The organism is Streptomyces sp. NPDC034085, from assembly GCF_055575555.1.
Map to the genome: position 1 here is coordinate 610,470 of NZ_JBVISL010000003.1, position 26,951 is coordinate 637,420.

Here is a 26,951-nt window from a genome sequence, read left to right on the forward strand (position 1 = left end):
GAGCGGACGGCAGCGTCAGGGCTGGGGGTCGGCGTGAGTGGTGGCGGGCGTGCGCGGACGGGTTCGGTCGTCAGTGGGTCCGCGGCGGCGGCGACGTGTGCGCTGGGGGTGGTGACGAACTACGCCGCGAGCGCGGTGCCGGACTGGGCGTCCCGTCCGTGGGTGGTGTGGTCGGTCTTCGGTGTGCTGGCCGTAGGCGCCATGGGGTTGGGGCTGGTCAGCCGCCGGCTGGACGCCACCGGGTCCCCGATGAGCCGTGGACAGGCGAGGCCGGTGCCCGCGGGGCGGGCCCCGGTCGCCGGCATGGCGTCCTTGCGCGCACCTCAGAGCGCGGGCCCGGTCCGCGGCCGTGACGGCGAACTCGACTCCCTGCGCGCGCTGCTGGCCCGGCCGGAGGGGAGGTACGCCGTCGTGGGCGGGGTGGGCGGGATCGGCAAGACCACGCTGGCCTCCGCTCTGGCCGGTGTCGCCCGGGCGGAAGGCCGGAGCGTGTTCTGGATCCGCTGGCGCGGCACGGAAGAGCTGGCCGAGCAGATGACCCGGGCCGCGCTGGCGTGCGGCCTTCCCGAGACCCGCCTCGAGGAGGCCCGGGCGGGGCGGGCCGGGCTGCCGGACGTGGTGTGGGAGCAGCTGGAGCGGACCGCCGCGTGGCTCCTGGTCATCGACAACGTGGACACCCCGCAGGCCGTCGGTCCCGACGGGGAGGCGGTGGCGTCCTACCGGGGGTGGATCCGGCCCGGCGGCCGGGGCCTGCTCCTGGTCACCAGCCGCAACACCGACCCCGCGGTGTGGGGCCCGAGGGCCATCGTCCACCGCGTCGCCCCGCTGGAGCCCGCGGCCGGCGGCCAGGTCCTGTGCGACGCGGCGCCGCACGCGGGGACCCCCGAAGAGGCACGGGCACTCGCGGACCGGCTGGGCGGCCTGCCACTGGCCCTCCATGCCGTGGGCCGTTACCTGGCCGCCACCGGCAGCCGCCATCACACGTTCACCGCTTACGCCGCCGCTCTCGACACCCAGCTGGGGACCCTGCTCGGCGCACCGCATCCCCGGGCGGGCGACCCGGACGTGGGACGGACCCTCGTACGGCACACGTGGGAGCTGTCCCTGGACCAACTCGCCGCCGACGGCCACCCGCTGGCACGGCCGGTGCTGCGACTGCTGTCCCTGCTGGCGGCGGCGCCCGTCCCTGTCTCCCTCCTCACCCCGGAACTGGTGACCGGAGCCACCGGGCGCCAGACCGGCGTGACCGAGGTGGAGGCCGCGCTCAACGGCCTGCACACCTACGGACTCCTCGACACGCCCGCACACCATGACGGGCACCCCGCCCTCGGGCTGGTCGTCCTGCACCCCGTGGTGCGCGAGATCACCGCCCACGCCCACACCGCCGAATCCACCGACCCGTACCGCTACCAGCGCGCCCTCGTCAGCCGCCTGATCGAGGCGGCCCGCGGGGTGGCGGAGGCCCGGAGCGCCGACTGGGACAGGGCCCGCCTCCTCGCCCCTCACCTCCTCGCCGCCACGGCGCACCCCGCCGAGGAGCACCACCGCGACCTCGCCGACGCCGCCGACCACATTGGCCGATCCCTCACCGAGGGAGGCGCCTACGGCACCGCGCTACAGCTACGCCAGGCGGCGCACCGGATCACCGCCCGCTCCTCGGGCCCCGACCATCCCGACACCCTGGACAGCCGGAACGACCTCGCCAACGCGCTCGACCTCTTCGGCCGCCACCAGGAGGCAGCCGACCTGCACCAGCAGGTCCTCACAGCACGCGAACGCATCCTCGGCGCCGACCACCCCGACACCCTGCTCAGCCGCAGCAACCTCGCCAACGCCCTGGACCACCTCGGCCGGCACCAGGAGGCGGCAGACCACCACCGGCACGTCCTCGCCACCCGCGAACGCGTCCTCGGCCCCGACCACGTACACACCCTGCACAGCCGCAACAACCTCGGCCTCGCCCTCGGCTACCTCGGCCGGCACCGAGAAGCAGCCGGCTTCCACCGGGAGGCCCTCTCCGGGTACGAACGCGCCCTCGGAGCCGATCACCCTGACAGCCTGAACAGCCGCAACAACCTCGCGCTCACGCTCGACCACCTCGGCCGGCACCGGGAAGCGGCCGATCTCCACCGCCAAGTCCACGGCACGTACGAGCAGCTCCTCGGACCCGATCACCCCGACACGCTGCACAGCCGCGACAACCTCGGGCTCGCGCTCGACCACATCGGCCGCCACCAGGACGCGGTCGACCTCCACCGCCAGGTACTCGGCGCCTATGAACGCACCCTCGGGGCGGCGCATCCCAGCACCCTGACCTGCCGCAGCAACCTCGGCCTCGCGCTGGAGCACCTCGGGCACCCCCACGAGGCCGCCGAACTCCACCGGCAGGTCCTCGCCGCTCGCGAAGGCGTCCTCGGCCCCGATCACCCCCACACCCTCCAGAGCCGCGCCCACCTGGCCACAGCCCTGACAGCCGCCCGACAAGCCGACACGACGTCGCGGCCCCCCAGAAGGCGCCGCTTTCCCACCATCCGCCGAACCTAGGGATGCCGTCCGGCGGGCCCGGCTCCCGTGGAGAAGTGCGCACCGGAGCGGCACACCTTCGCGGTGCTCCGTCACGGCACCTGTTACGAACCCCGGCCGGCCGCTGCCGTCATCCGTTCATCGCGTCGGCATGCCGCCATGAGGACTGTTCACGACCATGGCCAGTGAGCCTGCGGCAAGGTAGTGGTGATCCGGGAAGTACTCGATGTGCTGGTGCCCGCCGTCGTCCATCTCCGCGATCGACTGGAGTTCGCCGGCGAGGGCCGTCAAGGCCGGTCGGTCACCCTCGATGAGCAGGGCGCCGCGCTCCGGGTCGACTCGCATGTGGACACCCGGGCCGCTGGTGCTCGCCACCTCGACCGAAGCCAGTTCAGTGCCCCCGAAACTCGGTTCGGCCGAGGCGGTGGTTTCCATGCTGCCCTTCCCCGCGACGAGGGCGCGGGCCAGGGCGACGAGTTCCGCCGCACCGCCGGAGACGTCCAGCCCCTCATCGGGAAAGAGCAGAATCCTCATCCGCCACGACCCCTTCGGTTCCCCGGGAGAAGACGGAACGGACCCCGGGAGGGGTCTCCCGGGGTCCGTTCCGCACGAGCGGTCTGCTCGGGTTCGGCAGGGGTAGCAGGATTCGAACCTACGACATCTGGTTTTGGAGACCAGCGCTCTGACCAGCTGAGCTATACCCCTTCGGCGGGACCCACCTTGCCATGAAGCGGCTCGGAGATCCAATCAATAACCCACCTCCAGATGGGTGGGCGGGCAGGCGGCGGTGGCGGCCGGCGGGGGTGCGGAGGATCGTGGGCGGGGAGGGGGCCGGTAGCCGTTGCGGGAGGAGGAGCCGTGCGTCGCCGTCGTGCGGGGCGCCTGGTGGGGCCCCTCGTCATCCTGCTGCTGGCCGGCGCCGGCCCCGACGGCTCCGGCGAGACCGTCTCCCTCGACGGGGACCGGCCCGGGGAGCGGCTCGACGTCACCCTGACCCGGGTCGTCGACCCCGCCGGCACCGCGGACGCGGACCGCCTGGTGGCCGTGGAGCTGCGCCTGGAGAACACCGGGACGGTGGCGTACCGGGACTCCCCGGCTCCGGCCGCGCACCTCCTGGACACCGCGGGGCAGCGGTTCACCGGGCTGGACACCGCGACCGGCGCCGGGCCCAGCCTGCCCGGCACGCTCACCCTGGCCCCCGGGGACTCGGCGTCCGGGTTCGTCACGTTCCGGCTTCCGGCGGGCGCGAGCCTTGCCGCCGTGCAGTTCGCGCTCGACACCGGCCGCGGTGACGACGTCGGCCAGTGGAGTCTGCCGTGAGGGCGGAATCAGCCGGAAGTTCCCTTGACGCGTGTAGTGACTTAGCCGACGTTCACCAGTAGAACTTGTTCCCACTCCATCGAGAGTGAGGAACGTCACATGAGTGACAAAGACCTGCACAGCAAGGTGTCCAGGGGTGTTTCCCGACGCGGATTCATCGCTGGAACAGGTTCTATTCTCGGAGCGGTGGCGCTCGCGGTCAACGCCACGCCGACCCACGCGGATTCCGCCACCGCCCCCTCCGCCATCCCGAACGCGCCCCTCGAATCCGGGGCCCGCGTCCCCGTACTCGTGATCGGCACCGGCTACGGCGGCTCCGTGGCAGCGCTGCGGCTCGCCCAGGCCGGTGTCCCCGTGCACATGGTCGAGATGGGCATGGCCTGGGACACCCCCGGCAGCGACGGCAAGATCTTCGCCAACACCACCAAGCCCGACTACCGCTCGTACTGGCTGCGCACCAGGACGAAGGCGCCGCTCAGCAACTTCCTCGGCTTCCCCATCGACAAGGACGTCCCCCGGTACACGGGCATTCTCGATGCCGAGGAGATGGGCGGGATCATCGTCTACCAGGGCCGCGGCGTCGGCGGCGGCTCGCTCGTCAACGGCGGCATGGCCGTCACCCCCAAGCGGCAGAACTTCGCCGCCATCCTCCCCTCCGTGGACGCCGAGGAGATGTACCGCACGTACTACCCCCGCGCCAACGCCGGGCTCGGGGTCGGCCTCGTCGACCCGGACTGGTTCGAGACGGTGGACTGCTACCAGTTCGCCCGCGTCGGCCGCAAGCACGCCCAGCGCTCCGGCTTCCCGTTCGTCTTCGTGCCCGACGTCTACGACTGGGACTACATGAAGCAGGAGGTGGCCGGGACCGTCCCCAAGTCCGCGGTCGACGGCGAGATCCTGTACGGCAACAACGCCGGGAAGAAGTCCCTCCAGAAGACCTACCTGGCCGCCGCCCGGGCGACCGGCAAGGTGAGCATCTCCCCGCTGCACCGGGTCACCACCGTCTCCCCCTCGGACGGTGGCGGCTACACGGTCGTCATGGAGCAGCTCGACACCGGCGGCGCGATCACCGCCACCAAGACCGTCACCGCGGACCGGGTGTTCTTCGCGGCCGGCAGCGTCGGGACCAGCAAGCTGCTGGTCCGGCTGAAGGCCACGGGCGCCCTGCCGCGCCTCAACGACGAGGTGGGCAAGGGCTGGGGCGACAACGGCAACGTCATGTGCGGCCGCGCGAACCACATGTGGGACCCCACCGGCAAGGTGCAGGCCTCCATCCCCTGCGGCGGCATCGACAACTGGGACGCGGGCGGCGCCTTCGCCGAGGTGGCCCCGCTGCCGACGGGGATCGAGACGTACGCGTCCTTCTACCTCTCCATCACCAAGAACCCGAACCGGGCGCAGTTCTCCTGGAACGCGGCGGCGGGCAGGGTCGAGCTGAACTGGCAGACGGCGTGGAAACAGCCGTCCATCGACATGGCGAAGACCATCTTCGACAAGATCAACGCCAAGGAGGGGACGATCTACCGCACGGACCTCTTCGGGACCAGCAAGATCTGGGGCGACCACCTCACGTACCACCCGCTGGGCGGCGCGGTGCTGGACAAGGCCACTGACAACTACGGCCGGCTGCACGGCCACCCGGGCCTGTACGTCATCGACGGAGCGCTGATCCCCGGCAACACCAGCGTCAACCCGTTCGTGACGATCACGGCGCTCGCGGAACGGAACATCGAGAAGATCATCGCCACCGACCTCTGAGGGGGCCGGTCCCCGGGGCCGTCCGGTTCCACCGGGCGGCCCCGGGGCCGTGCGGCGGCCCCGGCGCGGTGGTTCAGCCGGCCGGCAGCACACAGACGCTGTCGAGGCCCAGGACGTGGTTGAGCCGGCCGAAGGCGAGCCAGGAGCCGATGCTCATGCTCAGCTCGACGATCTCCAGCTGGCTGTAGTGCGCGGTCATCCGCTCCCAGAACTCCTCGTCGAGGTTGTGGTGGTCCAGGGCGTAGCGCTCGGCGTATTCGGCGGCGAGCCGGGTGCGGTCGTCGAAGGCGTCGGTCGTGCGCCACGCGGTCACGGCGTCGGCGAACTCCTCCTCGACCTTCTCCCCGTCCCGGTCCGTGCGCCAGTCGAGGCAGAAGACGCACCCGTTGATCTGTGCGATGCGCAGCCGCGCGGCCTCGAACTCGCGCAGGCCGAGGGTGGTGTGGGCGTACACCGACAGGGAGAAGTTGGCCGCGGCCATGCCGATGCCGGGGACCATGTCCCCCCACACGTACTCGATCGGGTGCTGCCCCTCGGGGACGTCGATCCTCATGGCTGTTTCCTTCCGAGTTTGCCGACTGCGGGCCGCAGCGGGATGTCGAGGGCGTCGTAGAGTCCGGGTCCGGCGGCCACGAGCCAGTCGATGGCCCCCACCAGCCGTCCGACGGCGGTGGCGTTCCCCCCGGCCGAGCGGTTCCCGCCCTCGTCGGTGGCCTCGACGGTCACCTCGATGCGCGGGCGGCCCTCGATGACCACCCGGTGGGCTCCGGCCCCGCCGTCGGGCGGGGAGGGCCAGTCGGGGGCGCAGGAGGCGTGGATGCGGGTGACGTGTTCGATGACGATGCGGGGCTCGCCCGCGACGATGCCCTGGACCTCGAAGCGGATGGCGCCCTGGGTCCCGGCCGCGAACTCGCCCATCGAGGGGGTGGTCACCGTGGTGTCCAGGGCGCGGCGCTGCGAGGTCTCGCGGATGTCGTCGAGCTCGACGCCGAGGGCGCGGGCCATCATCCGGATCTGGCCGCCCCAGACCATGGTGGGGACCGAGGGCATGAGCATCATCGGCTCGTGGTCCATGGGGTGTCCCATGCCGACGAGGTGGCGTACGGAGTCCGGCTGGTCGTAGGTGGAGTAGTCGAAGATCTCCTGGCAGCGGATCGCGTCCACGGTGGTGCCGAGCCCGCTCAGCAGCAGCGGGAGCACGTCGTTGCCCCAGCCGGGATCGACGCCGGAGCCGAAGAACGAGCCGCCGCCCTCGGCGATGGCGGCCAGCACCGGGTCCCGGAACTCCGGCGGGGCGCTGCGGTGGTCGTAGAGGGGGTAGAGGGCGGGGCTGACGACGGCCGCCCCGGCCGCGACGGCCCGGGTGATGTCGGCGAGCGCGTCGTCGGGGCGGACGTCGCCGGAGGCGGCGTAGACGAGGCCGGCCGGGCGGGCGGCGAGCACCGCTTCGGCGTCGTCGGTGGCCGCCACCCCCAACCGGTGGCCGAGTCCGGCGAGTTCGCCGGCGTCGCGGCCGACCTTGGCGGGGTCGTGGACGATGACTGCCGTGAGTTCGAGCGCCGGGTGGGCGTCGACGGCGCGGATCGCCGCGCGGCCGACGTTGCCGGTGCCCCAGACCACCGTGGGAATCATGCGCGGAGGGTAGCGAGGGGGCGTGGAGGTGCCCAGCGTCGTGAAGGAGGTTTTTCGGACGGGCGGGCCGGCGGGGCGCGCCCGTGGCGGACACCCCCTTGACCAGGGTGGTCCAGACCAATACTTTCCGGGGGGCGGGCGCCGCCGGTGCAGGGCCGCGCCCGTCCCCGCACGGCTCAGGAGCACCATTCCCCCGCATCCGCAAAGGAAGCCCATGCGCCGCAGCATGCCCGGCAGGCCGGCCGCCGCCGGCTACCTCTCCCTGGGCGGCACGGCCGGCAAGCTCACCCACGTGAACCACGCCTTCGCCGGCATCGGTGCCGACGGCAGGCGCTTCACGGGGAACGCGCCCGGCGAGGCGGACGCCTGGGCCGACTACGCGCGCCCGCTGGACGCGGCGGACTCCGTGTTCGACGGCATCGACCCGGACCGGGAGTGGTTGGGCTCGGCCGGTGACACCGACACGGAGTTCCGGCCGCAGGACGAGCAGAACTTCGCGGAGCTGGTGCACGGGTTCCGCACGCAGCTCGACGAGGAGCTGAAGCCACTGGTCGCCTCCGGCGCCTTCCAGGTGCACCGCGATCCGCGCGCGGGCCACGCCTGGCTCTTCGACGGCACCACCCTGTGGACGCACGACGACCAACAGGTGCTGCGGACGAAGGCCCGGTACGTCCACCAACACGCCCTGGGCGGGGCCTGTTCCGCTCCCTGGACGCCGACACCCCCGACGGCGGGCCGGCCGCGGCCGTCGACCAGGGCCTGCTCGGCCGCTGATCCGGCGCCGCCGGGCCGCGGAATCCGGCCGGCCCGGCGGCGCCCCTCCACGTACCCTGCCGGGCATGGGGAACTCGACGGTACGGGCGGTCAACCGGCTCACGGCGCGCTGGGCCGCCGCGGCCTGCGACGGGGACGGGGGCGGGGGCACGGTCTTCACCGCGGCCGGGGTCTGGCCGTTGCTCGCCTTCCTGGCGGGCGGTGCGGCCGGCCCGGCCCGGGCGGAGCTGGCGGAGGCGCTCGGCGTACCCGCCGGGGAAGCACCGCGGGCCGCGCGGGACCTGCTCGCCGCACTGGCCGGCGTACGGGGCCTGCGGGCGGCGACCGGTCTGTGGGCCGCGGCGGACCTGCCGCTGGAGCGTGCCTGGACGGACGGGGTCGCTCCGGACGCCCTGGGCACGCTGACCGGCGACCGGGACCGCGATCGCACGATGCTGGACGCGTGGGCCGCCGAGGGGACCGGCGGCCTCGTCGAGCGCATGCCGGCCGCCCTGCCGGAGGGCCCGGACGCGGCGAGACTGGTGCTGGCTTCGGCGCTCGCGCTGCGGCTGAAGTGGCTGCGGCCGTTCGGGCAGACGGCCCGTGAGGTGGAAGAGGGGCCCTGGGCGGGCCGGTCCCTGCTGATGCTGTACCGCAGCACCTCCCTGCCGGACCGGGTCAGGGTGGCGCACGGCTCCGGCGGTCCGGTCACGCTGTTCGAGGTCGTGGGGGACACCGGGGTGGACGTCCACCTCGTCCTCGGCGAGCCCGACGCCGCGCCCGGCGAGGTGCTCGGCACCGGGATCGAGGCCGCCACGCGGGCGCGCCCGTCGACCGGCGCGAGCCTCCTGCCCCTGGGGAACCCCGGCCCGGGCCTGTCCGTCACGATGGTTCCCGCCCTGTCGCCGGCGCCCCGGCTCGACGTGGAGACACCGGCCTTCGAGATACGGGCCGAGCACGATCTCCTGGACCACGCCCGGCTGTTCGGCCTCGGCGCGGCCTGCGACAACGGCTCCGGCCATTTCCCCGGCATCAGCCCCGAGCCCCTGGCCGTCGGCTCGGCGCGCCAGTCGGCGCTCGCCCGCTTCCACGCGACGGGATTCGAAGCCGCCGCGGTGACGGCGATCGGCCTCTCGGTGGGCAGCCCGCCCCGCTTCCCCTACCGCGTCCGCCGGGCGGCACTGGCCTTCCACCGCCCCTTCGGCTTCCTGGCCGTGCACCGCACCTCCCGCCTCGTCCTGTCGGCCGGCTGGGTCACGGAGCCGGTCCCCTACCTGCCCCCGGCGGAGGAGGAGTGGGAGGACGGGGAGGAAGAGGAGTGGGCGCCGGCAGCCGCGCGGCCAGCGCGGCCGTCTCGGTGAAGGAGGGCACGCGGCCCGTACCGCCGCGGGCCGTCACCGACAGGGACGCCGCCGCCGCGCCGTAGGCCACCGCCAGGGCGAGAGGGTCGCCCAGGGCGAGGCGGGCGGTGGTGGTGCCGGTGAAGCAGTCCCCGGCACCGGTGGCGTCGACGGGCGCCGCGACGGCGGGGACGGGGTGGTACGCCGCCCGGGTGCCGTCGTCCAGCAGCAGCCGCCCCGCTCCCGCGGTGACGGCCACCGCACCTGCCCCCAGGGCCCGGTAGCGGGCGGCGGCGGCCTCGGGGTCGGCGGTGTCCACCAGGGCGAGGGCGTCGGCCGGGCAGGAGGTCTTCAGCAGCCCGGTCAGCGGGGCGATCTCCGCGAGCAGGGACCGGGCTTCGGCACGCCCGGTCAGCCGGGGACGGTGGTTGGGGTCGTACGTGACGTGCCCGCCCGCCGCCCGGACGGCCCGGGCGGCGGCCAGCACCGCCGCGCGGCTGCCCGGGGAGAGCGCGCCGGTGATGCCGCTGGTGATCAGCGCCCGGCAGCCCGTCAGCAGCGGCAGCCAGGCCTCGACGCGGGCCGGGGAGAGGGTGGAGCCGGCGCTGTGGGTGCGCCAGTACACGAATTCCCGGTCGCCGTCGGGGTCCGCCGAGAGCAGGTAGGCCCCGTTGGGCCGGGGGGAGCGCTGGACATGGGTGACGTCGACGCCCAGCTCGGCGGCCCGGCGCAGCAGCGGGACGCTCAGCTCGTCCTCGCCGACGACGGTGAGCAGGGCGGTCCGGGCCCCGGCCGCGGCGGCCGCCGCGGCGGCGTTGAGGGCGTCGCCGGAGTAGGAGATCCGGGCGGCGGTGCCGTCGGCGGCCGAGCGCAGGGCGGTGCCCGCGTGGATCTCGACCAGGACCTCGCCGAGGACGAGGACGTCGTAACCCGGGGAGGCCATCGTCAGCACTCCTGCCCGCAGCAGGGGCCGGCCAGCTCCGCGAACAGTGCCGCCAGCTCCCCCGGGTCGGCGGGCAGGCCGCTGCCGATGCCGACGGCGCTCGCGCCCGCGTCGAGCCACCGGCGCACCTCGCCGGGCCGGATCCCGCCGGTCGGCACCAGCAGGGCGTCGGGGAGCACGGCCCGCAGGGAGCGGATGAAGTCCGGGCCGCCGACGTGGGCCGGGAACACCTTCGCCGCTCCGGCGCGCCGGACGGCGGCGGCGATCTCGCCGGGGGTGAACCCGCCCTCCACGAACGGCACCCCGCGCCGCGAGGCGGCTTCGCGGGCCTCGGGGGCGGGGTACGGGGAGACGAGGAAGGCGGCCCCGGCGTCGAGGGCGTCCTCGGCCTGGGCGGTGGTGGTGACGGTGCCCACCCCGATGACCGCGCGCCGCCCCCGCGCGTCCCTCATACCCGCGGCACGGGCGACCGCCCGGACCCAGCCGGGGGTGGAGGTGGTGAGCTCCACGGCCCGGCAGCCGGCGCCGAGCAGCTCCCGGGTGGCCCGCTCGGCCTGCCCGGCGTCGGCGCTGCGCAGCACCGGGAGCAGCCGCTGTGCGGCCAGTACCGCGTACGGATGGCAGGACACAGCACCCTCCCGGCTGTTCCGCCCCGCTGAACGGGACGCACTCCCAAGGAACTTGATGGTCTAGACCATACACAGCACCCGCCTCCGGGTCACCCCCGCACCGGCCCCGGCGGCGATCCGTCATGCTGGCCTGCGACACCACGCGCACCCCGGGGGGACCATGCGACACCGCACCGCCATCACCGCCGCCACCGGCACCCTGCTCGCCCTCGCCCCGCTCACCGTCTGCACCGGCGGCGGAGCCCCGTCGGAGGCGGCCGCACCCTCGACCACACCCAACCCGCCGAGGGAGCGCGGCCCCCGCGTCCAGTACGCGCCCGAGAGCCTTGACGAGCCGTTCGACTGGGTCGTTCCCGCCGCCCCGGGCGCAGCTGCGACCGGTTCCTGAGCCTCGGGAAAAAAATCTTCCGGATAACCGTTATCCGGTCCCCGCTCGACGGTCTCCCAGTTGTCGGGCAACATCGACCGCCGGTACGGACAGGGACTTTCACATGAGTACACAGCACACGGCAGAGCTGGTGGCAGCGGCCCGCGCGGGTGATCCCCGCGCGCAGGACGAGCTCGTCAGCGCCCACCTGCCGCTCGTCTACAACATCGTCGGGCGGGCCCTGAACGGGTCCGTCGACGTGGACGACGTCGTGCAGGACACCATGCTGCGGGCGCTCGACGGGCTGGGCGGCCTGCGGACGGACGAGAGCTTCCGGTCCTGGCTGGTGGCCATCGCGATGAACCGCGTACGGGCGCACTGGCAGGCGCGCAGCGGCGGTCCGGGCGACAGCGGGCTGGAGGCCGCCCACGACGTCGCCGACCCGGGCGCCGACTTCGCCGACCTGACCGTCGTACGGCTGCACCTGTCCGGTCAGCGCCGCGAGACCGCCCGGGCCACGCGCTGGCTGGAGCCCGACGACCGGGCGCTGCTGTCGCTGTGGTGGCTGGAGTGCGCCGGTGAGCTGACCCGGGCCGACGTGGCCGCCGCGCTGGAGCTCACCCCGCAGCACACCGCGGTGCGGGTGCAGCGGATGAAGGCGCAGCTGGAGTCGGCCCGGGTGGTGGAGCGGGCGCTCGACGCCCAGCCGGTCTGTGAGGGGCTGCGGGCGATGACGGGCACCTGGGACGGGCGGCCCTCCGCACTGTGGCGCAAGCGAATAGCCCGGCACGCCCGCGAGTGCCTGCGCTGCTCCGGGCTGTGGAACGGACTGGTCCCGGCCGAGGGGCTCTTGGCCGGCCTCGCGCTGGTCCCGGTGACGGCGGCGCTGCTGGCGGGCGTACGGGCCGCCGCGGCCGCCGGCCACACCCCGGCGAACGTGGCCTTCGCCGACGCGGCCACCCAGCTCTCGCCGGTCGTGTCGGGCCCGGGCCGCGCCGCCCGGCGCAAGGGCGGGGAGTCCGCCGGCGCCGCGGACGGCCCGGCCGGGCGCGCCGGGCAGCGCAGGCGGCGCCGGAACCGGCGCCGGGCGATCGGCGGCGCGGTGGTCGCCGCGTGCGTCGCGGGCGGCGGGCTGGTCTACCTGGGCCAGCTGCCCGGTTCGCGCGGCGCCGAGGCGGGCGGGGCGCCCGCCTCCCCGCTGGCCGCGCTCTCGGCGCCCGACTCCGGCGCGCCGCAGCCCTCGGGCTCCGGCTCCGCCTCGCCGTCGCCGTCCGCTTCCGCGTCGGCCTCACCCTCCCCGTCGGCCTCCGCTTCGGCCTCTCCCCCGCCCTCGGCGAGCGCCGCGAAGACCTCGGCGGCCCCCGCCCCCACCAAGGGCAGCGCCCGGCCCCCGGCCCCGCCCGCCCCGGGACCCGCTCCGGCGGGAGTGGCGGGGCAGGTCATCGCGCTGGTCAACTCCGAGCGGGCGGCGGCCGGCTGCGGGCCGCTCAAGGAGGACGCGCAGCTGCGCGACGCCGCCCAGGGGCACTCCGACGACATGGCGCGGCGGGACTTCTTCTCGCACACCAACCCCGACGGCGCCGACCCGGGGGCGCGGACGACGGCCGCCGGGTACCGCTGGTCGACGTACGGGGAGAACATCGCCAAGGGGCAGCAGACCGCGCAGGACGTGATGGACTCCTGGATGAAGAGCCCGGGCCACCGCGCCAACATCCTCAACTGCTCCTTCAAGGACATCGGGGTGGGCATCCACTCGGGTGCGGGCGGCCCCTGGTGGACGCAGAACTTCGGCGCCCGCTGAGCCGGTCCGCGCGGCATCCTCCTTTTGACTCAGAATGCGGGCAAGATAGAGGCTGGAGCCGAACAGGCAGATCAAAGCAGGCGAGGTGGGGTGCATGGCGAGGAAGGAGCTGCGCCCTCATCAGCGCGAGGCGGTCGACGCCGTCGTGCGCGCCCTGCAACTGCCCGCCACCGGCCGGGTGCCCGAGCGGGGCCTGCGGACCCAGGTGATCATGGCCACGGGGTCCGGCAAGTCCCTGGTCGCCGTGCGCTCGGCCGAGGAGCTGCGGGCCGGCCGGGTACTCGTCCTGGTGCCCTCCCTCGATCTGCTCGTGCAGACGGTCGCGGCCTGGCGGGAGGGGGGCCGCACCGGCCGGGCGCTCGCGGTGTGTTCGCTGCGCGGCGAGGACGCGGGGGTGCCCACCACGACCGCTCCGCTGCAGCTGGCCCGGTGGGGGTCGCGGCCGGTGGAGCGGTTGACGGTGTTCGCGACGTACGCCTCGCTGGGTCTGGGCACCATCGAGCGGGCGCATCTGGCCGGACTGCCGCCGTGGGACCTGGTCGTGGTCGACGAGGCGCACCGCACCTCCGGCCGGATCGGCAAACCCTGGGCGGTGGTGCACGACAACGTCCGGATCCCCTCGGTCCGGCGGCTGTACATGACGGCGACGCCGCGCGTGTGGCGCGACGGCGAGGAGGCCGACGAGGCGGAGGAGGCCGAGGGGCCGGAAGGCGTGGAGGAGCCCGAGGGGGCCGGCGCGCACGCGGCGGAGACCGCCGGCGGCGCGGAGCCACGGGGCCGGGGCGAGCTCGTCGCGTCCATGGAGGACGATCCGCAGGGGCCGTTCGGGGCCCGCTGCTACACCCTGTCCCTGTCGGAGGCCATCGATCGGGGCATCTGCGCCCCGTACCGGGTGGTGTGCGTGGACGTCAGCGACCCCGGGTTCCAGTCGGCGGTGCTGCTCGGCGCCGACGGCCGCTCGGACCGGGTGCGCGGGATGCGGCTCGCGGCGCTCCAGGCGGCGCTGGTGAAGGCGGCCGCGGATCAGGGGTTCCGCCGGACGCTGGTGTTCCACCACCTGACCAAGGAGGCCGAGGCGTTCGCGGCGGGGCTTCCGGCCGTCGCGGCCCGGCTGCGGGTGACGAGCCGGTCGGCGGTGCCGGTGTATCCGCGTACCGTCTGGGCGGACTGGCTGTGCGGGCAGCACACGGCGGCGCACCGGCGCCGGGTGCTGGAGGCGTTCGCCGCCGACCGGGTCGCCGACAAGGCCTTCCTCGGCAGCGTCCGCGTCCTGGGCGAGGGGGTCGACACGAAGGAGTGCGACTCCGTCTTCTGGGCGGACGTACGCGGCTCCATGCCGGACCTGGTGCAGGCGGTGGGCCGGGCGCTGCGGATGCGGCCGGGCGAGGGGAAGGTGGCCTCCCTGGTGGTGCCGGTCCTGCTGGGTCCCGGCGAGTCACCGGAGTCGATGCTGACGTCACGGGCGTACGGGGACCTCGCGCGGCTCCTGGAGGCGCTGAGGGCGCACGACTCGAGGCTGGTGGAGGCCCTGGCGCAGCCGCAGGCGCCGAGCGCGGCGGCGAAGGCCCCGGCGACGGCCGGGCCCGGTACGGGTCCCGGCGCGGGTGCCCGGGCGCTGCTGAGCTTCTCCACGCCCCGGGATCCGGCGCTGCTTGCGGCCTTCATCCGGCTGCGCGTGCTCAATCCGGAGCACAGGCAGTGGCGGCGCGGGGTGGAGGCGGCGCGGGTCTACGCGGCGTCGGCCGGGGACCTCAAGGTGCCGTTCGCCTTCAAGGTGCCCGAGGCCCCCGGGCCGTGGCCGGCGGCGCTGGCGGGGTTCCCGCTGGGCCAGTGGATCGCGGACGCGCGGCGCACCTACCGCAGGGGCGCGCTGGGCCGGGAGAGGACCCGCGAGCTGGAGGAACTCGGCATGGTGTGGAGCCATTTCGACGTGGCCTTCGAGGAGGGGCTCGCGGCGGCCCGCGCCTGGGCCGCCGAGCACGGGCACCTGCTGCCGCCGGTGGACGCCACCTGGCACGGGATGCCGGTCGGGGTGTGGATGAAGAACAACCGGGCCGCCGCCCGGCGGGAGGGGCCGGGGGCGCTGCCGCAGGAGCGGCGGGAGGCCCTGGAGGAGATCGACCCGTCCTGGTGCCCCGCCTGGGACATCGGCTGGCAGCGGGCGTTCCGGCTGACCCGCGCCCATCTGGACGCGGGCGGCGCGGTGCCGCTCGGCCCGGGCGCCGTGGTGGTCCAGGGCGAGGACCTGGGGGCGTGGGTGCGCGCCCAGCGGCTGGGGTGGGAGCGGCTGGCCTGGGCGCAGCGGTGGCTGCTGGAGCACGGGCTGGGGCTGACGCCCGCCGAGGAGGCGGAGCGGCCGCCCGCGCGGCGCAGCCATGCCGCCGCCTGGGCGGGGCACCTGGAGGCGGCCCGGCGCTTCCACGCCCGCGAGGGGCACCTGCGGGTGCCGCGCACGCACGTGGAGCAGGTCGGCGGGCAGCAGGTGCGGCTCGGTGCGTGGATCGCCAACCAGCGCTCCCGGGCGGCGAAGCTGTCCCCGGAGCGGGCGGCCGCCCTGACGGCCCTGGGCATGCGCTGGTCGGCGTCCGCGTGAGGGCGGCCGGTCAGTGGTGGAAGGCCGGCCGAGGTGGGGTGGCGGGGACGGGCTGCGGGGCGGCGGTGAGGTGTTCCACGGCCCGGCGCAGGTCCTCCACGAGCAGGGCGGTCTGGTCGCGGGTCACCCCGTGCCGGATCAGGATCCGCTGGACGACGGTCTCGTGCCGGTCGGCGGGCAGCGGGTACGAGGGCACCTGCCAGCCGCGCATCCGCAGCCGGTCGGAGAGGTCGTAGAGGCTGAAGCCGGCGCCGGCCGGGTCGGTGAGGGTGTAGCAGACGGCGGGCAGCGCGCCCTGGCCGTCGTAGAGCAGGGTGAAGGGCCCGAGGCCCTCGATCTGCGCGGCCAGGTGGCGGGCGGTGTCGGCGCAGGCCCGCTGGACGCTCCGGTAGCCGCCCCGGCCCAGGCGCAGGAAGAGGTAGTACTGGGCGATGACCTCGCCGCCGGGGCGGGAGAAGTTGAGGGCGAAGGTGGGCATGTCGCCGCCCAGGTAGTCCACGTCGAAGACGAGTCCGGCGGGGAGCAGGCCGGCGCTGCGCCACACGATCCAGCCGACGCCCAGCGGCGCGAGCCCGTACTTGTGCCCCGAGGTGTTGACGGAGGCCACGCGCGGCAGCCGGAAGTCCCACACCTCCTCGGGGTGGAGGAAGGGGGCGACGAAGCCCCCGCTCGCGGCGTCCACGTGGACGGGCACGTCCCAGCCGTGCTCGGCCTGGATCCGGTCGAGGGCGGCGGCGATCTCGGCGACGGGCTCGTAGTCGCAGGTGTAGGTGACGCCGAGGATGGCGACGACCCCGATGGTGTTCTCGTCGACGTACGCGGCGAGCTGGTGGGGGCGCAGTCCGGTGGCGCCGGCTTCCAGGGGGACCTGGCGCAGCTCGACGTCGAAGTAGCGGGCGAACTTCTCCCAGCAGACCTGGACGGGGCCGCACACCAGGTTGGGGCGGTCGGCGGGTCTGCCCTCGGCGCGGCGGCGCTCGCGCCAGCGCCATTTGAGGGCGAGGCCGCCGAGCATGGCGGCCTCGCTCGAGCCGGTGGTGGAGCAGCCGGTGCCCACGTGTCCGGGCGGGGCGTTCCAGAGGTCGGCGAGGATGTTGACGCAGCGGGCCTCGATCTCGGCGGTCTGCGGGTACTCGTCCTTGTCGATCATGTTCTTGTCGAGGCACTCGTTCATCAGGCGGTGCACGCCGTCGTCCGACCAGGTGGTGCAGAAGGTGGCCAGGTTCTGGGCGGCGTTGCCGTCGAGGAGCAGCTCGTTGTGCAGGAGCGAGTAGACGACCTCGGAGGGCGCGCCGTCCTCGGGCATCCGGTACTTCGGGAGGACCTGGCCGCTCAGGGCGGAGGTGAACACGTCCGTCTCGGCGTCCCGGGCGCGTGCGTGCTTCGTCGGATGAAGAGCCATAACCGGACTATAGGGGCAAATCCTCCGTCAGGCGGGCTTCACGAACCCTCAAGAACGGGTCGCGCGGGGCGGTTTCCGGCGCGCCTTCCGGCCGAGTCCGCGATGTGACCCCCTCCATAGGAGTCCGGTCGGCGCCGAAAAAATTACTGTCGAGTAGTATTTCTTCCACAGATCTTCCCGTCCGGACCACTGGAGCCGGTCCGGACGGGAAGATCACCCAAATGGTTCTATGTAGAACTTATCCGCCGATGTCCGGATAGCGGTCAACTGCCCTGTGGGCCCTGGTAGTTCTTCGGCCATGAACAAGATCACCCGTCGGCAGGCCTTGGGCACCACTGCCGGCGCACTCACCGTCCTCGGCATCGCCGGCGCCACCGCGCACGCCGCCGCCACCGACTCCCGGGCCGCCGCCACCCCGGCCGGCACCGTCGACGAGGTGTACCAGGGCCGCCGCATCCAGATAACCCCCGCCGCCGCGGGCGGCGGCCACCACGGCGGCCACCACGGCGGCCACCACGGCGGCGCCGCGCTCCCGACCGTCCGCATAGACGGCCGCGAGCTGCACGTCATGCGCAACGCCGACGGCACCTGGATCAGCGTCGTCAACCACTACGAGACGTATCCCGACCCCACCTCGCTGGCCCGGGCCGCCGTGCGCGAACTCCAGGGCGCCCAGCTCGCCCCGATGCAGATGGGAGGCACGGCGTGACCGTCCGCAAGAACCAGGCCGCGCTGAGCGCCGAGGAGAAGCGCGCCTTCACCAACGCGCTGCTGGAGCTGAAGCGCACCGGCCGCTACGACCGGTTCGTCACCACGCACAACGGCTTCATCATGGGCGACACCGACTCGGGCGACCGGGTGGGTCACCGCTCCCCTTCCTTCCTCCCCTGGCACCGCCGGTTTCTGCTCGAGTTCGAGGCGGCTCTGCAGGCGGTGGACAAGAGCGTTTCGATCCCGTACTGGGACTGGACCGCCGACCGCACCACCCGCTCCTCCCTCTGGGCCGCCGACTTCCTCGGCGGTACCGGACGCGCCCGCGACGGACAGGTGACGGACGGCCCCTTCGCCTACGCGACGGGCAAGTGGGAGGTGTCGGTACGCGTGGACGGCCGCTCCTACCTGCGGCGCGCGCTCGGCGAGGGCGTCGCCCAGCTGCCGACGCGGGCCGAGGTGGACGCCGTACTGGCCATGCCGGTCTACGACATGGCGCCGTGGAACAGCTCCTCGAACGGCTTCCGCAACCACCTGGAGGGCTGGCGCGGCGCGAACCTGCACAACCGGGTGCACGTGTGGGTCGGCGGCCAGATGGCCACCGGCGTCTCCCCCAACGACCCGGTCTTCTGGATGCACCACGCCTTCGTGGACAAGCTCTGGGCGGACTGGCAGGCGAGGAACCCCGGCTCCACCTACCTGCCGGCCGCCGGCACCCCGAACGTGGTGGACCTGCGCGACACCATGCGCCCGTGGAACGACGTGACCCCGGCCGACATGCTGGACCACCGGAAGTTCTACACGTTCGACACCGAGCCCGCCGCCGCCAGCCAGCGGTAGTGCAGCTCGGGGCGGCCGACCTGGCCGTACCGGGGGGTGCGGTCCGCGCGGCCGGTGTCCACCAGGTGCTCCAGGTACCGGCGGGCGGTGATCCGCGAGATCCCGGCCGCCCCGGCCGCCCCCGCGGCGGTCAGCCCCTCGGGCGCCGCCCGCAGCAGCGCCGCGACCCGGTCCAGGGTCGGGGCGCTGAGCCCTTTGGGGAGCCGGGCCGCACCGGGCGCGCGCAGGGCCGCGAGCGCCCGGTCCACGTCGTCCTGGCCGGCCGCCTCGCCGGCGGCCGCCCGGAACTCGGCGTAGCGCAGCAACCGTTCGCGCAGGGTGGGGAAGGCGAAGGGCTTGAGCACGTACTGCACCACGCCCAGCGACACGCTCTCGCGGACGACGGCCAGGTCCCGCGCCGAGGTCACCGCGATCACGTCGGCGGGATGCCCGGCCGCCCGCAGGGCGCGCGCGAAGCGCAGCCCGTGGCCGTCGGGCAGGGTGAGGTCGAGCAGCAGCAGGTCGACCGGGGTGCGCTCCAGCACCCGGGTGGCCTCGGCCAGGGAGTGGACGGCCGCCACGGCGGTGAAGCCGGGCACCCGGCCGACGTAGAGCGCGTGCGCGTCGGCGGCGACGGGGTCGTCCTCGACGACGAGGACCCGCACGGGCGCACTCATCCCGCACCGCCGGCGCCCTGCCCGGCCTCCGCGCCCTGCCCGGCGGGCTGCGGTCCGCCGGTGCCCGGTACCGCCGGGGGCAGCGGCAGGGGAAGCCGCACCGTGAACGCCGCCCCGCCTCCGGGGGCGTCACCGGCCTCCACCGCCCCGCCGTGCCGGTGGGCCACCTGGCGGACCAGGGCCAGGCCCAGGCCCCTGCCCTCCCCCTTGCCGGACCAGCCGCGCCGGAAGACGTCCACCCCCTCGGGCAGCCCGGGCCCGTTGTCCGCGACCCGCAGCAGCAGCCCGTCGGCGTCGCGGCGCACGGTGACGGCGATCCGCCCGCCCGGCACCCCCGTCAGGGCGTCGAGGGCGTTGTCGACGAGGTTGCCGAGCACCGTCACCAGGTCCCGGGCGGGCGGCAGCCCCGGCCCCGGCTCGATCGCCCCGCTGCCGGGGGTGACGACCAGTTCGATGCCCCGCTCGTGCGCCTGGGCGGCCTTGCCGAGGAGGAGGGCCACCAGCACCGGCTCCCCCACCGCGGTGACGACCTCGTCGGTCAGGGCCTGCGCCAGCTCCAGTTCGGCGGTCGCGAACTCCACCGCCTCCTCGCTGCGGCCCAGTTCGATCAGGGAGACCACCGTGTGCAGCCGGTTGGCCGCCTCGTGGGCCTGGGAGCGCAGCGCCTGGGTGAAACCGCGCTCGTGGTCCAGCTCCCCGGTCAGGGCCTGGAGTTCGGTGTGGTCCCGCAGGGTGACCACGGTGCCCCGGCGGCCGCCGCCGGCCACCGGCGAGCTGTTGACGACGAGGACCCGCTCGGCGGTCAGGTGCACCTCGTCGACCCGGGGCCGGTCGGCGAGCAGGGCGCCGGTGAGCGGGGCGGGCAGGCCGAGGTCGGCGACGCCGGTGCCGGTGACCTCCCCGCGCAGGCCGAGCAGTTCGCGGCCCGCGTCGTTGATCAGGGTGATCCTGCGGTGGCCGTCGAGCATCAGCAGCCCCTCCCGGACCCCGTGCAGGGCCGCCTGGTGGTAGTCGTACATCCGGCTCAGCCCGGCGGCGTTCATACCGTGGGTGTGGCGGCGCAGCCGGGCGTTGACCACGTACGTACCCACCGCGCCGAGGGTGAGCGCCCCGGCCGCCACCCAGGCGAGGGCGGAGAGCTGCTCCGCGAGGCGGGCGCTGACGGCGCGGACCGTGATCCCGGCGCTGACCAGGCCGATGACGGCGCCGTCCGTGTCGCGGAGCGGGGTGACCACGCGGATGGAGGGGCCGAGGGTGCCGGTGTAGGTCTCGCTGAACGTCTCGCCGCGCAGGGCGGCGGCGGTGTTGCCGAGGAAGCGCTCGCCGATGCGGCGGGGGTCGGGGTGGGTCCAGCGCCTCCCGTCCGGGTCCATGATCGTCACGAAGTCCACGTCGGCGTCCGCGCGCACCCGCTCCGCGTAGGGCTGGAGCGCGGCCGAGGGAGGGGTCCGCCCCCGTACGGCCTCCCGCACGGAGGGCGAGTCCGCGACGGCCCGGGCCACCGCGCCGGCCTGCCGCCGGGCGGCGTCCTCGGCCTGGTCGCGGGCGGTGGCGTACGCGAAGAACGCGCACCCGGCGACGACGAGCGCGACCAGCAGCACCTGCATGGCGAAGAGCTGGCCGGCGAGGCTGCGGGGCGCCCGGGGGAAGCGGAACATGGCGCTCAGTGTGCCTCGGACCGTGAACTCAATGAACGCAAGGGTGACCGGGGTCACAGGGTGGGCGATGGTCTCCCGGAACCACTTCACACCAGGAGGCGCGACATGGCCGCCAGACGCGACAGAACCCACTACCTCTACATCGCGGTGATCGCCGCGGTGCTCCTCGGCATCGCCGTCGGCTTCGCCGCGCCCGGCGTGGCGGTGGAGCTGAAGCCGCTGGGCACCGGCTTCGTCAACCTCATCAAGATGATGATCTCGCCCGTGATCTTCTGCACGATCGTCCTCGGCATCGGCTCGGTCCGCAAGGCCGCCAAGGTGGGCGCGGTGGGCGGGCTGGCCCTCGGGTACTTCATGGTGATGTCCACGGTGGCGCTGGCCATCGGGCTGCTGGTGGGGAACCTGCTGGAGCCGGGCAGCGGACTGCACCTGACCGAGGCCGCGGCGCGGGCCGGTGAGGCGCAGGCCAAGGCGGGCGGGGCGGAGAGCACCCAGGAGTTCCTGCTGGGCATCATCCCGACCACCCTGGTCTCCGCCTTCACCGGGGGCGAGGTGCTGCAGACGCTGCTGGTGGCGCTCCTGTGCGGGTTCGCCCTCCAGGCGATGGGCCCGGCGGGAGAGCCGGTGCTGCGCGGGATCGGGCACGTGCAGAAGCTGGTGTTCCGGGTGCTGGCGATGATCATGTGGGTGGCGCCCGTCGGCGCCTTCGGGGCGATCGCGGCGGTGGTCGGGGCGACCGGCGTCGACGCGCTGAAGTCCCTCGCGGTCATCATGATCGGCTTCTACACGACCTGCCTGCTCTTCGTCTTCGTGGTGCTGGGCACGCTGCTGCGGGTCTGTACGGGCGTCAGCGTGTTCGCGCTGCTGCGCTACCTGGGCCGGGAGTTCCTGCTGATCCTGTCGGCCTCCTCCTCGGAGTCGGCGCTGCCGCGGCTGATCGCGAAGATGGAGCACCTGGGCGTGTCCCGGCCGGTCACCGGCATCACCGTGCCGACCGGCTACTCGTTCAACCTGGACGGCACCGCCATCTACCTCACGATGTCCTCCCTCTTCGTCGCCGAGGCCATGGGCAAGCCCCTGGCGCTGGGCGAACAGGTCTCGCTGCTGGTCTTCATGGTCGTGGCCTCGAAGGGGGCGGCCGGGGTCACCGGCGCGGGCCTGGCCACCCTGGCCGGCGGTCTCCAGTCACACCGGCCCGAACTGGTCGACGGGGTGGGCCTGATCGTCGGCGTCGACCGCTTCATGAGCGAGGCCCGGGCGCTGACCAACTTCGCGGGCAACGCCGTCGCGACGGTCCTGATCGGGACGTGGACCAAGGAGTTCGACCGCGAGCGGGCCGCCGAAGTTCTCGCGGGACGGCTGCCCTTCGACGAGGCCACCCTGGTGGACGACGGACACGCGGCGCCCTCCGGACCCGTCCCGCCGACCGTGCCCGGCCCCCTGCCCGGCCCCGCCGCCGGCACCAAGGACGGTGTGCCGGCCTGACCGGCGCACCCGCGGGACACGGCCGGGCAGGGCTCGCCCCCACGGTGCCCAGCCCGGCCGGCTCCCGTACCAAAGTCCGACGAACAGGCGCGAACCGTCAGTTTCGGCCATGTGATCTGCAACTCTGCTGCGGTAAAAGGTACTTCCCTCCGGGGCGGCGCGTCTGACATCTTGCGTCCACCACTCGTTTCGTACGGCCCGGTAGGTGCCACCAGCACCACCGTGCCATCGGAGGACGCATTGATACCCCACATATCCAGCCGACCTCGACGTGCGCTGGTGCTGGCGGCCGCCCTCGGCGCCGCCCTCACCTTCGGAGCCCCGGCCGCGCTGGCCGGCACCGCTCCCGTCGGTCCCTCCGGCTCCTCTCCGGCCTCCGCTCCGGCGGCGGCCCCCAAGGCTGCGGCCCCGGCTTCCCAGAGTGCGACCTGGGCCGCCGGCACCCGCGCCTACCTCGTGATCACCGCCCCCGGTGACAGCTCGGCGGTGCGCTCGGCCGTGACCGCCAACGGCGGTACGGTCTTCGCGTCCTACGACGCCATCGGCGTGATCGTCGCCCACTCGGCCTCCGCGGGCTTCGCCCAGACGATGCGCGGGGTCAGCGGGGTCCAGAAGGTCGGCGCCACCCGTACCTCGGACGTCCCGGCCGACGCCTACAACCCGGCGCTGCCCGCCAACCCGGCCCAGTCGACGACCCCGACCGGCGAGCCGGTCCGCGCCGACATGAGCCAGATCAAGGCGGACCAGGCCTGGGCCGTCACCACCGGTTCCACCGCCGTCAAGGTCGGCGTCCTCGACACCGGCGTGGACGACCAGCACCAGGACCTCGCGCCGAACTTCAACGCGGCCGACTCGGTCTCGTGCGCCTACGGCAAGGCCGACACCCGCGCCGGCGCGTGGCGGGACGTCGACACCCACGGCACCCACGTCGCGGGCACCATCGCCGCGGCGAAGAACGGCAAGGGCGTCATCGGGGTCGCCCCGAACGTGAAGATCTCCGCCGTCCGCGTGGCCGAGCCGGGCAACTCGTTCTTCTTCGCCGAGAACACCATCTGCGGGTTCGTGTGGGCCGGTGACCACGGCTTCAAGGTCACCAACAACAGCTACTACACCGACCCGTGGCAGTTCAACTGCCCGGACAACATCGACCAGGCCGCCATCATCGAGGGCGTCACGCGCGCCCAGGCCTACGCCGAGGGCAAGGGCTCGCTCCAGATCGCCGCCGCGGGCAACGAGAACTACGACCTCGCGCACAAGACGACCGACACGGCGAGCCCCAACGACTCGACCCCGGTCACCCGCACCATCACCAACGCGTGCCTCGACATCCCGACCGAGCTGCCCGGCGTGGTCACGGTCGCGGCGAACGGCACCGGCACCACCAAGGCGTCGTTCTCCAACTTCGGCCAGGGCGTCATCGACGTCGCGGCCCCGGGCCAGGACGTCTACTCCACGCTGCCGGGCGGCAAGTACGGCTCCAAGAGCGGCACCTCGATGGCCACCCCGCACGTGGTGGGCGTCGCCGCGCTGATGGCGAGCGCCAACCCGGGCCTGACCCCGGCGCAGATCCGCGACCGGCTCGCCACCCAGGCCAACGACATCCCCTGCCCGGCGGACGGCCGGTGCACCGGGACCGCGGCCAACAACGCCTTCTTCGGCGAGGGCCAGGTCGACGCGCTGAAGGCGGTCGGCGGCTCCACGCCCCCGGCCGGCAAGTACTTCGAGAACACCGCCGACTTCGCCATCGGTGACAACACCACGGTGGAGAGCCCGATCGCCGTCACCGGTGTGACCGGCAACGCGCCGGCCACCCTCAAGGTGGGCGTGAACATCGCGCACACCTACATCGGTGACCTGAAGGTCGACCTGATCGCTCCCGACGGCACCGTCTACACGGTCCACAACCGGGCCGGCGGCAGCACGGACAACATCAACCAGACGTACACCGTCAACGCCTCCTCCGAGGTCGCGAACGGCACCTGGAAGCTGCGCGTGAACGACAACGCGGGCGGCGACACCGGCAAGATCGACTCCTGGAACCTCACCTTCTAGGAGTCACCGCCACCACGGGGCCATCGGGGAGCGGCGCGACCGCTCCCCGGTGGCCCTTCGCGTCACCGGGTGCGCAGCACGCAGTCCCCGCAGAGCCCGCCGCCGGGCACCCGGTAGTAGAGGCAGCAGCTGCGCCGTACGAAGGCCACGCCCAGGCCCGGCTCGTGGACGAACGAGCCGGTGCCGGCCAGGGGCCCGCCGTCGGCGAGGAGGGCTCCCGCGAGCTCCGCCGCCGCCTGACCGGCCTCGGCCGGGACCCGGTCCAGCAGTACGCGCAGGGCGCCGACCAGCCCGGAGGCGGCGTTGCCGCGCAGGACCTTCGCGGACACCGCGTACCGCTCCCGCAGGGGGGCCTCCAGCTGGGCGAGGCTGCCGAGGACCGTCTTGCCGAGAGCGGCGGCGGGCAGGTCGGCCGGCTCGGGCAGCCACAGCTCCAGCGAGCCCGCGTCGGGCAGCCGCCACCACACCCGGTCCGGGGCCAGGTCCGGCAGCCGTCCGGACAGGGCGGCGCAGCCCAGGCCCAGCGACCACAGCCGGGAGGCGATCCCGAACTGGGCGGTGGAGGCCGCGACCCGCCCCGGTCCGCTGCGGGTCCGCCGGCCCACCTCGGCGACGTACGCGCCGAGCCGCTCCCCGTACAGCTCCGCGAGCGGCCGGAAGCCCGGGCCGGGGGGCTCCGCGCCGTACGGGACGGCGAAGAAGGGCCCGACGGCGGCCAGCCGGCGCAGTACGTCGTCCATGTCCATGCCCGGATGATCTCAGGTGGCGTCTTCGGCGTCGCCGACGAGCCGGCCGGGCATCGCCGGGGTTCACGGCAGGACGGCGAGGAACTCCAGCAGGGCCCGGTTGACGGCCTCCGGCTGCTCCACCCCGGGCAGGTGCCCGGCCCCCTCGACCACGACGAGCCGGGCGTGCGGCGCGAGCGCGCACATCGCCTCGGCCTCGGCGACCGGGGTGTACACGTCGTCGGCGCCGACCAGCACCAGGCAGGGCACCTGCTCGGGCAGGGCGGCGAGCACGGGCCGGTAGTCGGGCCGCTCGGCCCGCCCGCGCAGGGCCGCCGCCGCTCCCCTGGGATCGGTGGCGCACATCATGGCCCTGACCCGGGCGGCGGTCTCCGGCTGGCCGGTGACGTTGTAGGGCGCCAGCATCTTGTCAATGACCTCTTCGGTGTACGGACGCATGCCTTCCGCGAGGAGCCGCCCGGCGAGCTCCCTGCGGGACTTCCTGCCGTCCTCGGACTCGGGTGCGGGGGAGGTGTCGCAGAGCACGAGCGCCCTCACCAGACCCGGGTGGCGCAACCGGAGCTCGAGTGCGATCTGCCCGCCCATGGACACTCCCCCGACGACCGCCTGTTCGATACCCAGGTCCGCGAGCAGAGCGGCCAGGTCGTCGGCGAAGTCAGCGAGCAGGGTCTGTTCCCCGGAGGCCGGGTTCTCCCCGTATCCGCGCAGGTCAGGGGCTATGACCCGGTAGCCGGCGGCGGTCAGGGCCGCCGCCTGCGGGGCCCACATGGACCGGTTGAACGGGTGTCCGTGGACGAGGAGGACGGCCTCCCCGCCGCGGGGACCGAGATCGTCGGAAATCGATGCCGCGCCATTGCCAAATTGGGGGTTCATGAGAGGACTTTAAGGGGCTACATTGAGCCACTCGCGTTCACCTGACAGCCCGTTGCCTTTCACCCGCGTTTTGCGCGGGGGGTGACGTCAGGAGCGCAGACTGTGCAACCACCCCACCGCCCAGAAGGACCGAAGGCTCCGTGCCCGTACCCGTACTCCTCGCCGGCCGCTCCGTGCGGCTGGAGCCCCTCGCCCCCCACCACACCGAGGCCCTGGCCGTGGCCGGTGCCGAGGATCGTACGACTTACGCCTTCACTCCCGTGCCGCACGGGTTGCAGGCGTCCCACGAGTACATCGACCGTGCCCTCTCCGATCAGGCAGCGGGTCGATCGCTTGCGTTCGCCGTCGTCAGAGCCACTGACGGCCGGGTGGTCGGTTCGACCCGGTTCCTGGAACTCGACTACTGGCAGGGTCCGCTGGTGTGGCCCGCCGTGCCGGGCGTCCCCTTCGGTGATCCGGCGACGGCGATCCCCGACGCCGCCGAGATCGGGAACACCTGGCTGTCCCCGGGCGCCCAGGGCACCGGCATCAACACCGAGGCGAAGCTGCTCATGCTGCGCCACGCCTTCGAGACCTGGGGCGTGCGGCGGATCTCGCTGCGCGCGGACGCCCGCAACGGCCGGTCCCGTGCCGCGATGGAACGTCTCGGCTTCACCTGCGAGGGGGTCCGCCGGGCCCATTCGCGGGGGCTGGACGGAGCGGTGCGCAGCACGGCGTTCTACTCGGTCCTCGACGAGGAGTGGCCCACCGTCCGCTCGGTCATCGAACTGCGGCTCTCCGGTTCCGCCCCGCGCCGCCGCCGGCGCCGGACGCTGATCCCGGCGTAACGGTCCTGCTCCGCCCGCGCCCCGGTCCCCGCCCCGTCCCCT

The 26,951-nt window shown here is 74.0% G+C and carries 22 protein-coding genes, 1 tRNA gene and 1 pseudogene; 13 read left to right on the top strand and 11 right to left on the bottom strand.

The window, feature by feature from the left end:
- Positions 1-111 precede the first annotated feature (111 nt).
- Positions 112-2,544, top strand: coding sequence for a tetratricopeptide repeat protein (locus ACZ501_RS13095; RefSeq protein WP_468794864.1), 2,433 nt, complete (start codon positions 112-114; stop codon positions 2,542-2,544).
- Between the two features lie 117 nt (positions 2,545-2,661).
- Here ACZ501_RS13095 and ACZ501_RS13100 read toward each other — a convergent pair whose 3' ends face one another.
- A complete protein-coding gene (locus ACZ501_RS13100; RefSeq protein WP_468794867.1) occupies positions 2,662-3,057 on the bottom strand; it encodes an Imm32 family immunity protein in 396 nt (131 codons plus the stop codon).
- A 97-nt stretch (positions 3,058-3,154) separates the two neighbouring features.
- A tRNA-Trp gene (locus ACZ501_RS13105) sits at positions 3,155-3,228 on the bottom strand.
- Positions 3,229-3,381: 153 nt separating this feature from the next.
- On the opposite strand from ACZ501_RS13105, the gene ACZ501_RS13110 reads away from it, so the two are divergent.
- Positions 3,382-3,843, top strand: a complete 462-nt coding sequence (locus ACZ501_RS13110; protein WP_468794870.1) for a DUF4352 domain-containing protein — start codon at positions 3,382-3,384, stop codon at positions 3,841-3,843.
- Between the two features lie 99 nt (positions 3,844-3,942).
- The gene (locus ACZ501_RS13115; RefSeq protein ID WP_468794873.1) at positions 3,943-5,601 is read left to right on the top strand and encodes a GMC oxidoreductase; all 1,659 of its coding nucleotides are present in this window, start codon (positions 3,943-3,945) and stop codon (positions 5,599-5,601) included.
- A gap of 73 nt (positions 5,602-5,674) precedes the next feature.
- Here ACZ501_RS13115 and ACZ501_RS13120 read toward each other — a convergent pair whose 3' ends face one another.
- Both ACZ501_RS13120 and ACZ501_RS13125 read right to left on the bottom strand, forming a co-directional pair.
- Entirely contained in the window at positions 5,675-6,154 is a 480-nt protein-coding gene (locus ACZ501_RS13120) for a carboxymuconolactone decarboxylase family protein (protein WP_361605086.1), read from the bottom strand.
- Positions 6,151-7,233, bottom strand: a complete 1,083-nt coding sequence (locus tag ACZ501_RS13125) for an NAD(P)H-dependent amine dehydrogenase family protein (RefSeq protein ID WP_361605083.1) — start codon at positions 7,231-7,233, stop codon at positions 6,151-6,153. The genes ACZ501_RS13120 and ACZ501_RS13125 overlap by 4 nt, the downstream gene beginning before the upstream one ends.
- 232 nt (positions 7,234-7,465) lie before the next feature.
- Between ACZ501_RS13125 and ACZ501_RS13130 the strand changes: the two are divergent.
- Positions 7,466-8,007, top strand: a pseudogene (locus tag ACZ501_RS13130) (glycoside hydrolase family 18 protein); the annotation flags it as partial.
- 65 nt (positions 8,008-8,072) lie between these two features.
- Complete coding sequence (locus tag ACZ501_RS13135) at positions 8,073-9,347, top strand: serpin family protein (protein WP_468794876.1); 1,275 nt, start codon at positions 8,073-8,075, stop codon at positions 9,345-9,347.
- Here the strand turns inward: ACZ501_RS13135 and ACZ501_RS13140 are convergent.
- The gene (locus tag ACZ501_RS13140) at positions 9,241-10,269 is read right to left on the bottom strand and encodes a PfkB family carbohydrate kinase (protein ID WP_468794879.1); all 1,029 of its coding nucleotides are present in this window, start codon (positions 10,267-10,269) and stop codon (positions 9,241-9,243) included. The two genes, ACZ501_RS13135 and ACZ501_RS13140, sit on opposite strands and share 107 nt — an antisense overlap.
- A 2-nt stretch (positions 10,270-10,271) precedes the next feature.
- Positions 10,272-10,898 carry a bifunctional 4-hydroxy-2-oxoglutarate aldolase/2-dehydro-3-deoxy-phosphogluconate aldolase gene (locus tag ACZ501_RS13145; protein WP_361611597.1) on the bottom strand — a complete coding sequence of 209 codons (627 nt, stop codon included), beginning with the start codon at positions 10,896-10,898 and terminating at the stop codon, positions 10,272-10,274.
- Positions 10,899-11,058: 160 nt separating this feature from the next.
- Between ACZ501_RS13145 and ACZ501_RS13150 the strand changes: the two genes are divergently transcribed.
- From ACZ501_RS13150 to ACZ501_RS13160, 3 genes are all read left to right on the top strand, one after another.
- A complete protein-coding gene (locus ACZ501_RS13150) occupies positions 11,059-11,286 on the top strand; it encodes a hypothetical protein (protein WP_468794882.1) in 228 nt (75 codons plus the stop codon).
- A 103-nt stretch (positions 11,287-11,389) separates the two neighbouring features.
- Positions 11,390-13,066, top strand: a complete 1,677-nt coding sequence (locus tag ACZ501_RS13155; RefSeq protein ID WP_468794885.1) for a sigma-70 family RNA polymerase sigma factor — start codon at positions 11,390-11,392, stop codon at positions 13,064-13,066.
- Positions 13,067-13,160: 94 nt separating this feature from the next.
- Complete coding sequence (locus tag ACZ501_RS13160; protein WP_468794888.1) at positions 13,161-15,659, top strand: helicase associated domain-containing protein; 2,499 nt, start codon at positions 13,161-13,163, stop codon at positions 15,657-15,659.
- Positions 15,660-15,669: 10 nt separating this feature from the next.
- Here ACZ501_RS13160 and ACZ501_RS13165 read toward each other — a convergent pair whose 3' ends face one another.
- Positions 15,670-17,061 carry a glutamate decarboxylase gene (locus ACZ501_RS13165; RefSeq protein ID WP_361610319.1) on the bottom strand — a complete coding sequence of 464 codons (1,392 nt, stop codon included), beginning with the start codon at positions 17,059-17,061 and terminating at the stop codon, positions 15,670-15,672.
- A gap of 298 nt (positions 17,062-17,359) precedes the next feature.
- On the opposite strand from ACZ501_RS13165, the gene melC1 reads away from it, so the two are divergent.
- Both melC1 and melC2 read left to right on the top strand, forming a co-directional pair.
- A complete protein-coding gene (gene melC1 / locus ACZ501_RS13170) occupies positions 17,360-17,770 on the top strand; it encodes an apotyrosinase chaperone MelC1 (protein ID WP_468794890.1) in 411 nt (136 codons plus the stop codon).
- A complete protein-coding gene (melC2, locus tag ACZ501_RS13175; protein ID WP_361610323.1) occupies positions 17,767-18,612 on the top strand; it encodes a tyrosinase MelC2 in 846 nt (281 codons plus the stop codon). The genes melC1 and melC2 overlap by 4 nt, the downstream gene beginning before the upstream one ends.
- Here melC2 and ACZ501_RS13180 read toward each other — a convergent pair.
- Both ACZ501_RS13180 and ACZ501_RS13185 read right to left on the bottom strand, forming a co-directional pair.
- Positions 18,570-19,268, bottom strand: coding sequence for a response regulator (locus tag ACZ501_RS13180; RefSeq protein WP_362463389.1), 699 nt, complete (start codon positions 19,266-19,268; stop codon positions 18,570-18,572). The two genes, melC2 and ACZ501_RS13180, sit on opposite strands and share 43 nt — an antisense overlap.
- Positions 19,265-20,875: a sensor histidine kinase gene (locus tag ACZ501_RS13185; RefSeq protein ID WP_468795502.1), complete on the bottom strand. Its 1,611-nt coding sequence runs from the start codon at positions 20,873-20,875 to the stop codon at positions 19,265-19,267. The genes ACZ501_RS13180 and ACZ501_RS13185 overlap by 4 nt, the downstream gene beginning before the upstream one ends.
- A 156-nt stretch (positions 20,876-21,031) precedes the next feature.
- Here ACZ501_RS13185 and ACZ501_RS13190 point away from each other — a divergent pair, with 156 nt between their 5' ends.
- Positions 21,032-22,411: a cation:dicarboxylate symporter family transporter gene (locus ACZ501_RS13190; RefSeq protein WP_468794893.1), complete on the top strand. Its 1,380-nt coding sequence runs from the start codon at positions 21,032-21,034 to the stop codon at positions 22,409-22,411.
- Positions 22,412-22,690: 279 nt separating this feature from the next.
- Complete coding sequence (locus ACZ501_RS13195; protein ID WP_361608197.1) at positions 22,691-24,463, top strand: S8 family serine peptidase; 1,773 nt, start codon at positions 22,691-22,693, stop codon at positions 24,461-24,463.
- A 62-nt stretch (positions 24,464-24,525) separates the two neighbouring features.
- Here ACZ501_RS13195 and ACZ501_RS13200 read toward each other — a convergent pair whose 3' ends face one another.
- Both ACZ501_RS13200 and ACZ501_RS13205 read right to left on the bottom strand, forming a co-directional pair.
- Positions 24,526-25,209 carry a (2Fe-2S)-binding protein gene (locus ACZ501_RS13200; RefSeq protein ID WP_468794896.1) on the bottom strand — a complete coding sequence of 228 codons (684 nt, stop codon included), beginning with the start codon at positions 25,207-25,209 and terminating at the stop codon, positions 24,526-24,528.
- 63 nt (positions 25,210-25,272) lie between these two features.
- On the bottom strand, positions 25,273-26,082 hold the full coding sequence (locus ACZ501_RS13205) for an alpha/beta fold hydrolase (protein ID WP_468794899.1): 810 nt from the start codon (positions 26,080-26,082) through the stop codon (positions 25,273-25,275).
- Positions 26,083-26,222: 140 nt separating this feature from the next.
- Here ACZ501_RS13205 and ACZ501_RS13210 point away from each other — a divergent pair, with 140 nt between their 5' ends.
- Complete coding sequence (locus ACZ501_RS13210; protein ID WP_361608182.1) at positions 26,223-26,909, top strand: GNAT family N-acetyltransferase; 687 nt, start codon at positions 26,223-26,225, stop codon at positions 26,907-26,909.
- Positions 26,910-26,951: the final 42 nt, after the last annotated feature.

What these genes read in the sequence shown, in the direction of transcription:
- ACZ501_RS13155 (WP_468794885.1), top strand. Translation starts at nt 11,390, where the DNA reads ATGAGTACACAGCACACGGCAGAGCTGGTGGCAGCGGCCCGCGCGGGT.
- ACZ501_RS13200 (WP_468794896.1), bottom strand. Translation starts at nt 25,209, where the DNA reads ATGGACATGGACGACGTACTGCGCCGGCTGGCCGCCGTCGGGCCCTTC.
- melC1 (WP_468794890.1), top strand. Translation starts at nt 17,360, where the DNA reads ATGAACAAGATCACCCGTCGGCAGGCCTTGGGCACCACTGCCGGCGCA.
- ACZ501_RS13100 (WP_468794867.1), bottom strand. Translation starts at nt 3,057, where the DNA reads ATGAGGATTCTGCTCTTTCCCGATGAGGGGCTGGACGTCTCCGGCGGT.
- ACZ501_RS13120 (WP_361605086.1), bottom strand. Translation starts at nt 6,154, where the DNA reads ATGAGGATCGACGTCCCCGAGGGGCAGCACCCGATCGAGTACGTGTGG.
- ACZ501_RS13205 (WP_468794899.1), bottom strand. Translation starts at nt 26,082, where the DNA reads ATGAACCCCCAATTTGGCAATGGCGCGGCATCGATTTCCGACGATCTC.
- ACZ501_RS13160 (WP_468794888.1), top strand. Translation starts at nt 13,161, where the DNA reads ATGGCGAGGAAGGAGCTGCGCCCTCATCAGCGCGAGGCGGTCGACGCC.
- ACZ501_RS13115 (WP_468794873.1), top strand. Translation starts at nt 3,943, where the DNA reads ATGAGTGACAAAGACCTGCACAGCAAGGTGTCCAGGGGTGTTTCCCGA.
- ACZ501_RS13140 (WP_468794879.1), bottom strand. Translation starts at nt 10,269, where the DNA reads ATGGCCTCCCCGGGTTACGACGTCCTCGTCCTCGGCGAGGTCCTGGTC.
- ACZ501_RS13180 (WP_362463389.1), bottom strand. Translation starts at nt 19,268, where the DNA reads ATGAGTGCGCCCGTGCGGGTCCTCGTCGTCGAGGACGACCCCGTCGCC.
- ACZ501_RS13135 (WP_468794876.1), top strand. Translation starts at nt 8,073, where the DNA reads ATGGGGAACTCGACGGTACGGGCGGTCAACCGGCTCACGGCGCGCTGG.
- ACZ501_RS13165 (WP_361610319.1), bottom strand. Translation starts at nt 17,061, where the DNA reads ATGGCTCTTCATCCGACGAAGCACGCACGCGCCCGGGACGCCGAGACG.
- ACZ501_RS13150 (WP_468794882.1), top strand. Translation starts at nt 11,059, where the DNA reads ATGCGACACCGCACCGCCATCACCGCCGCCACCGGCACCCTGCTCGCC.
- ACZ501_RS13125 (WP_361605083.1), bottom strand. Translation starts at nt 7,233, where the DNA reads ATGATTCCCACGGTGGTCTGGGGCACCGGCAACGTCGGCCGCGCGGCG.
- ACZ501_RS13190 (WP_468794893.1), top strand. Translation starts at nt 21,032, where the DNA reads ATGGCCGCCAGACGCGACAGAACCCACTACCTCTACATCGCGGTGATC.
- ACZ501_RS13185 (WP_468795502.1), bottom strand. Translation starts at nt 20,875, where the DNA reads ATGCAGGTGCTGCTGGTCGCGCTCGTCGTCGCCGGGTGCGCGTTCTTC.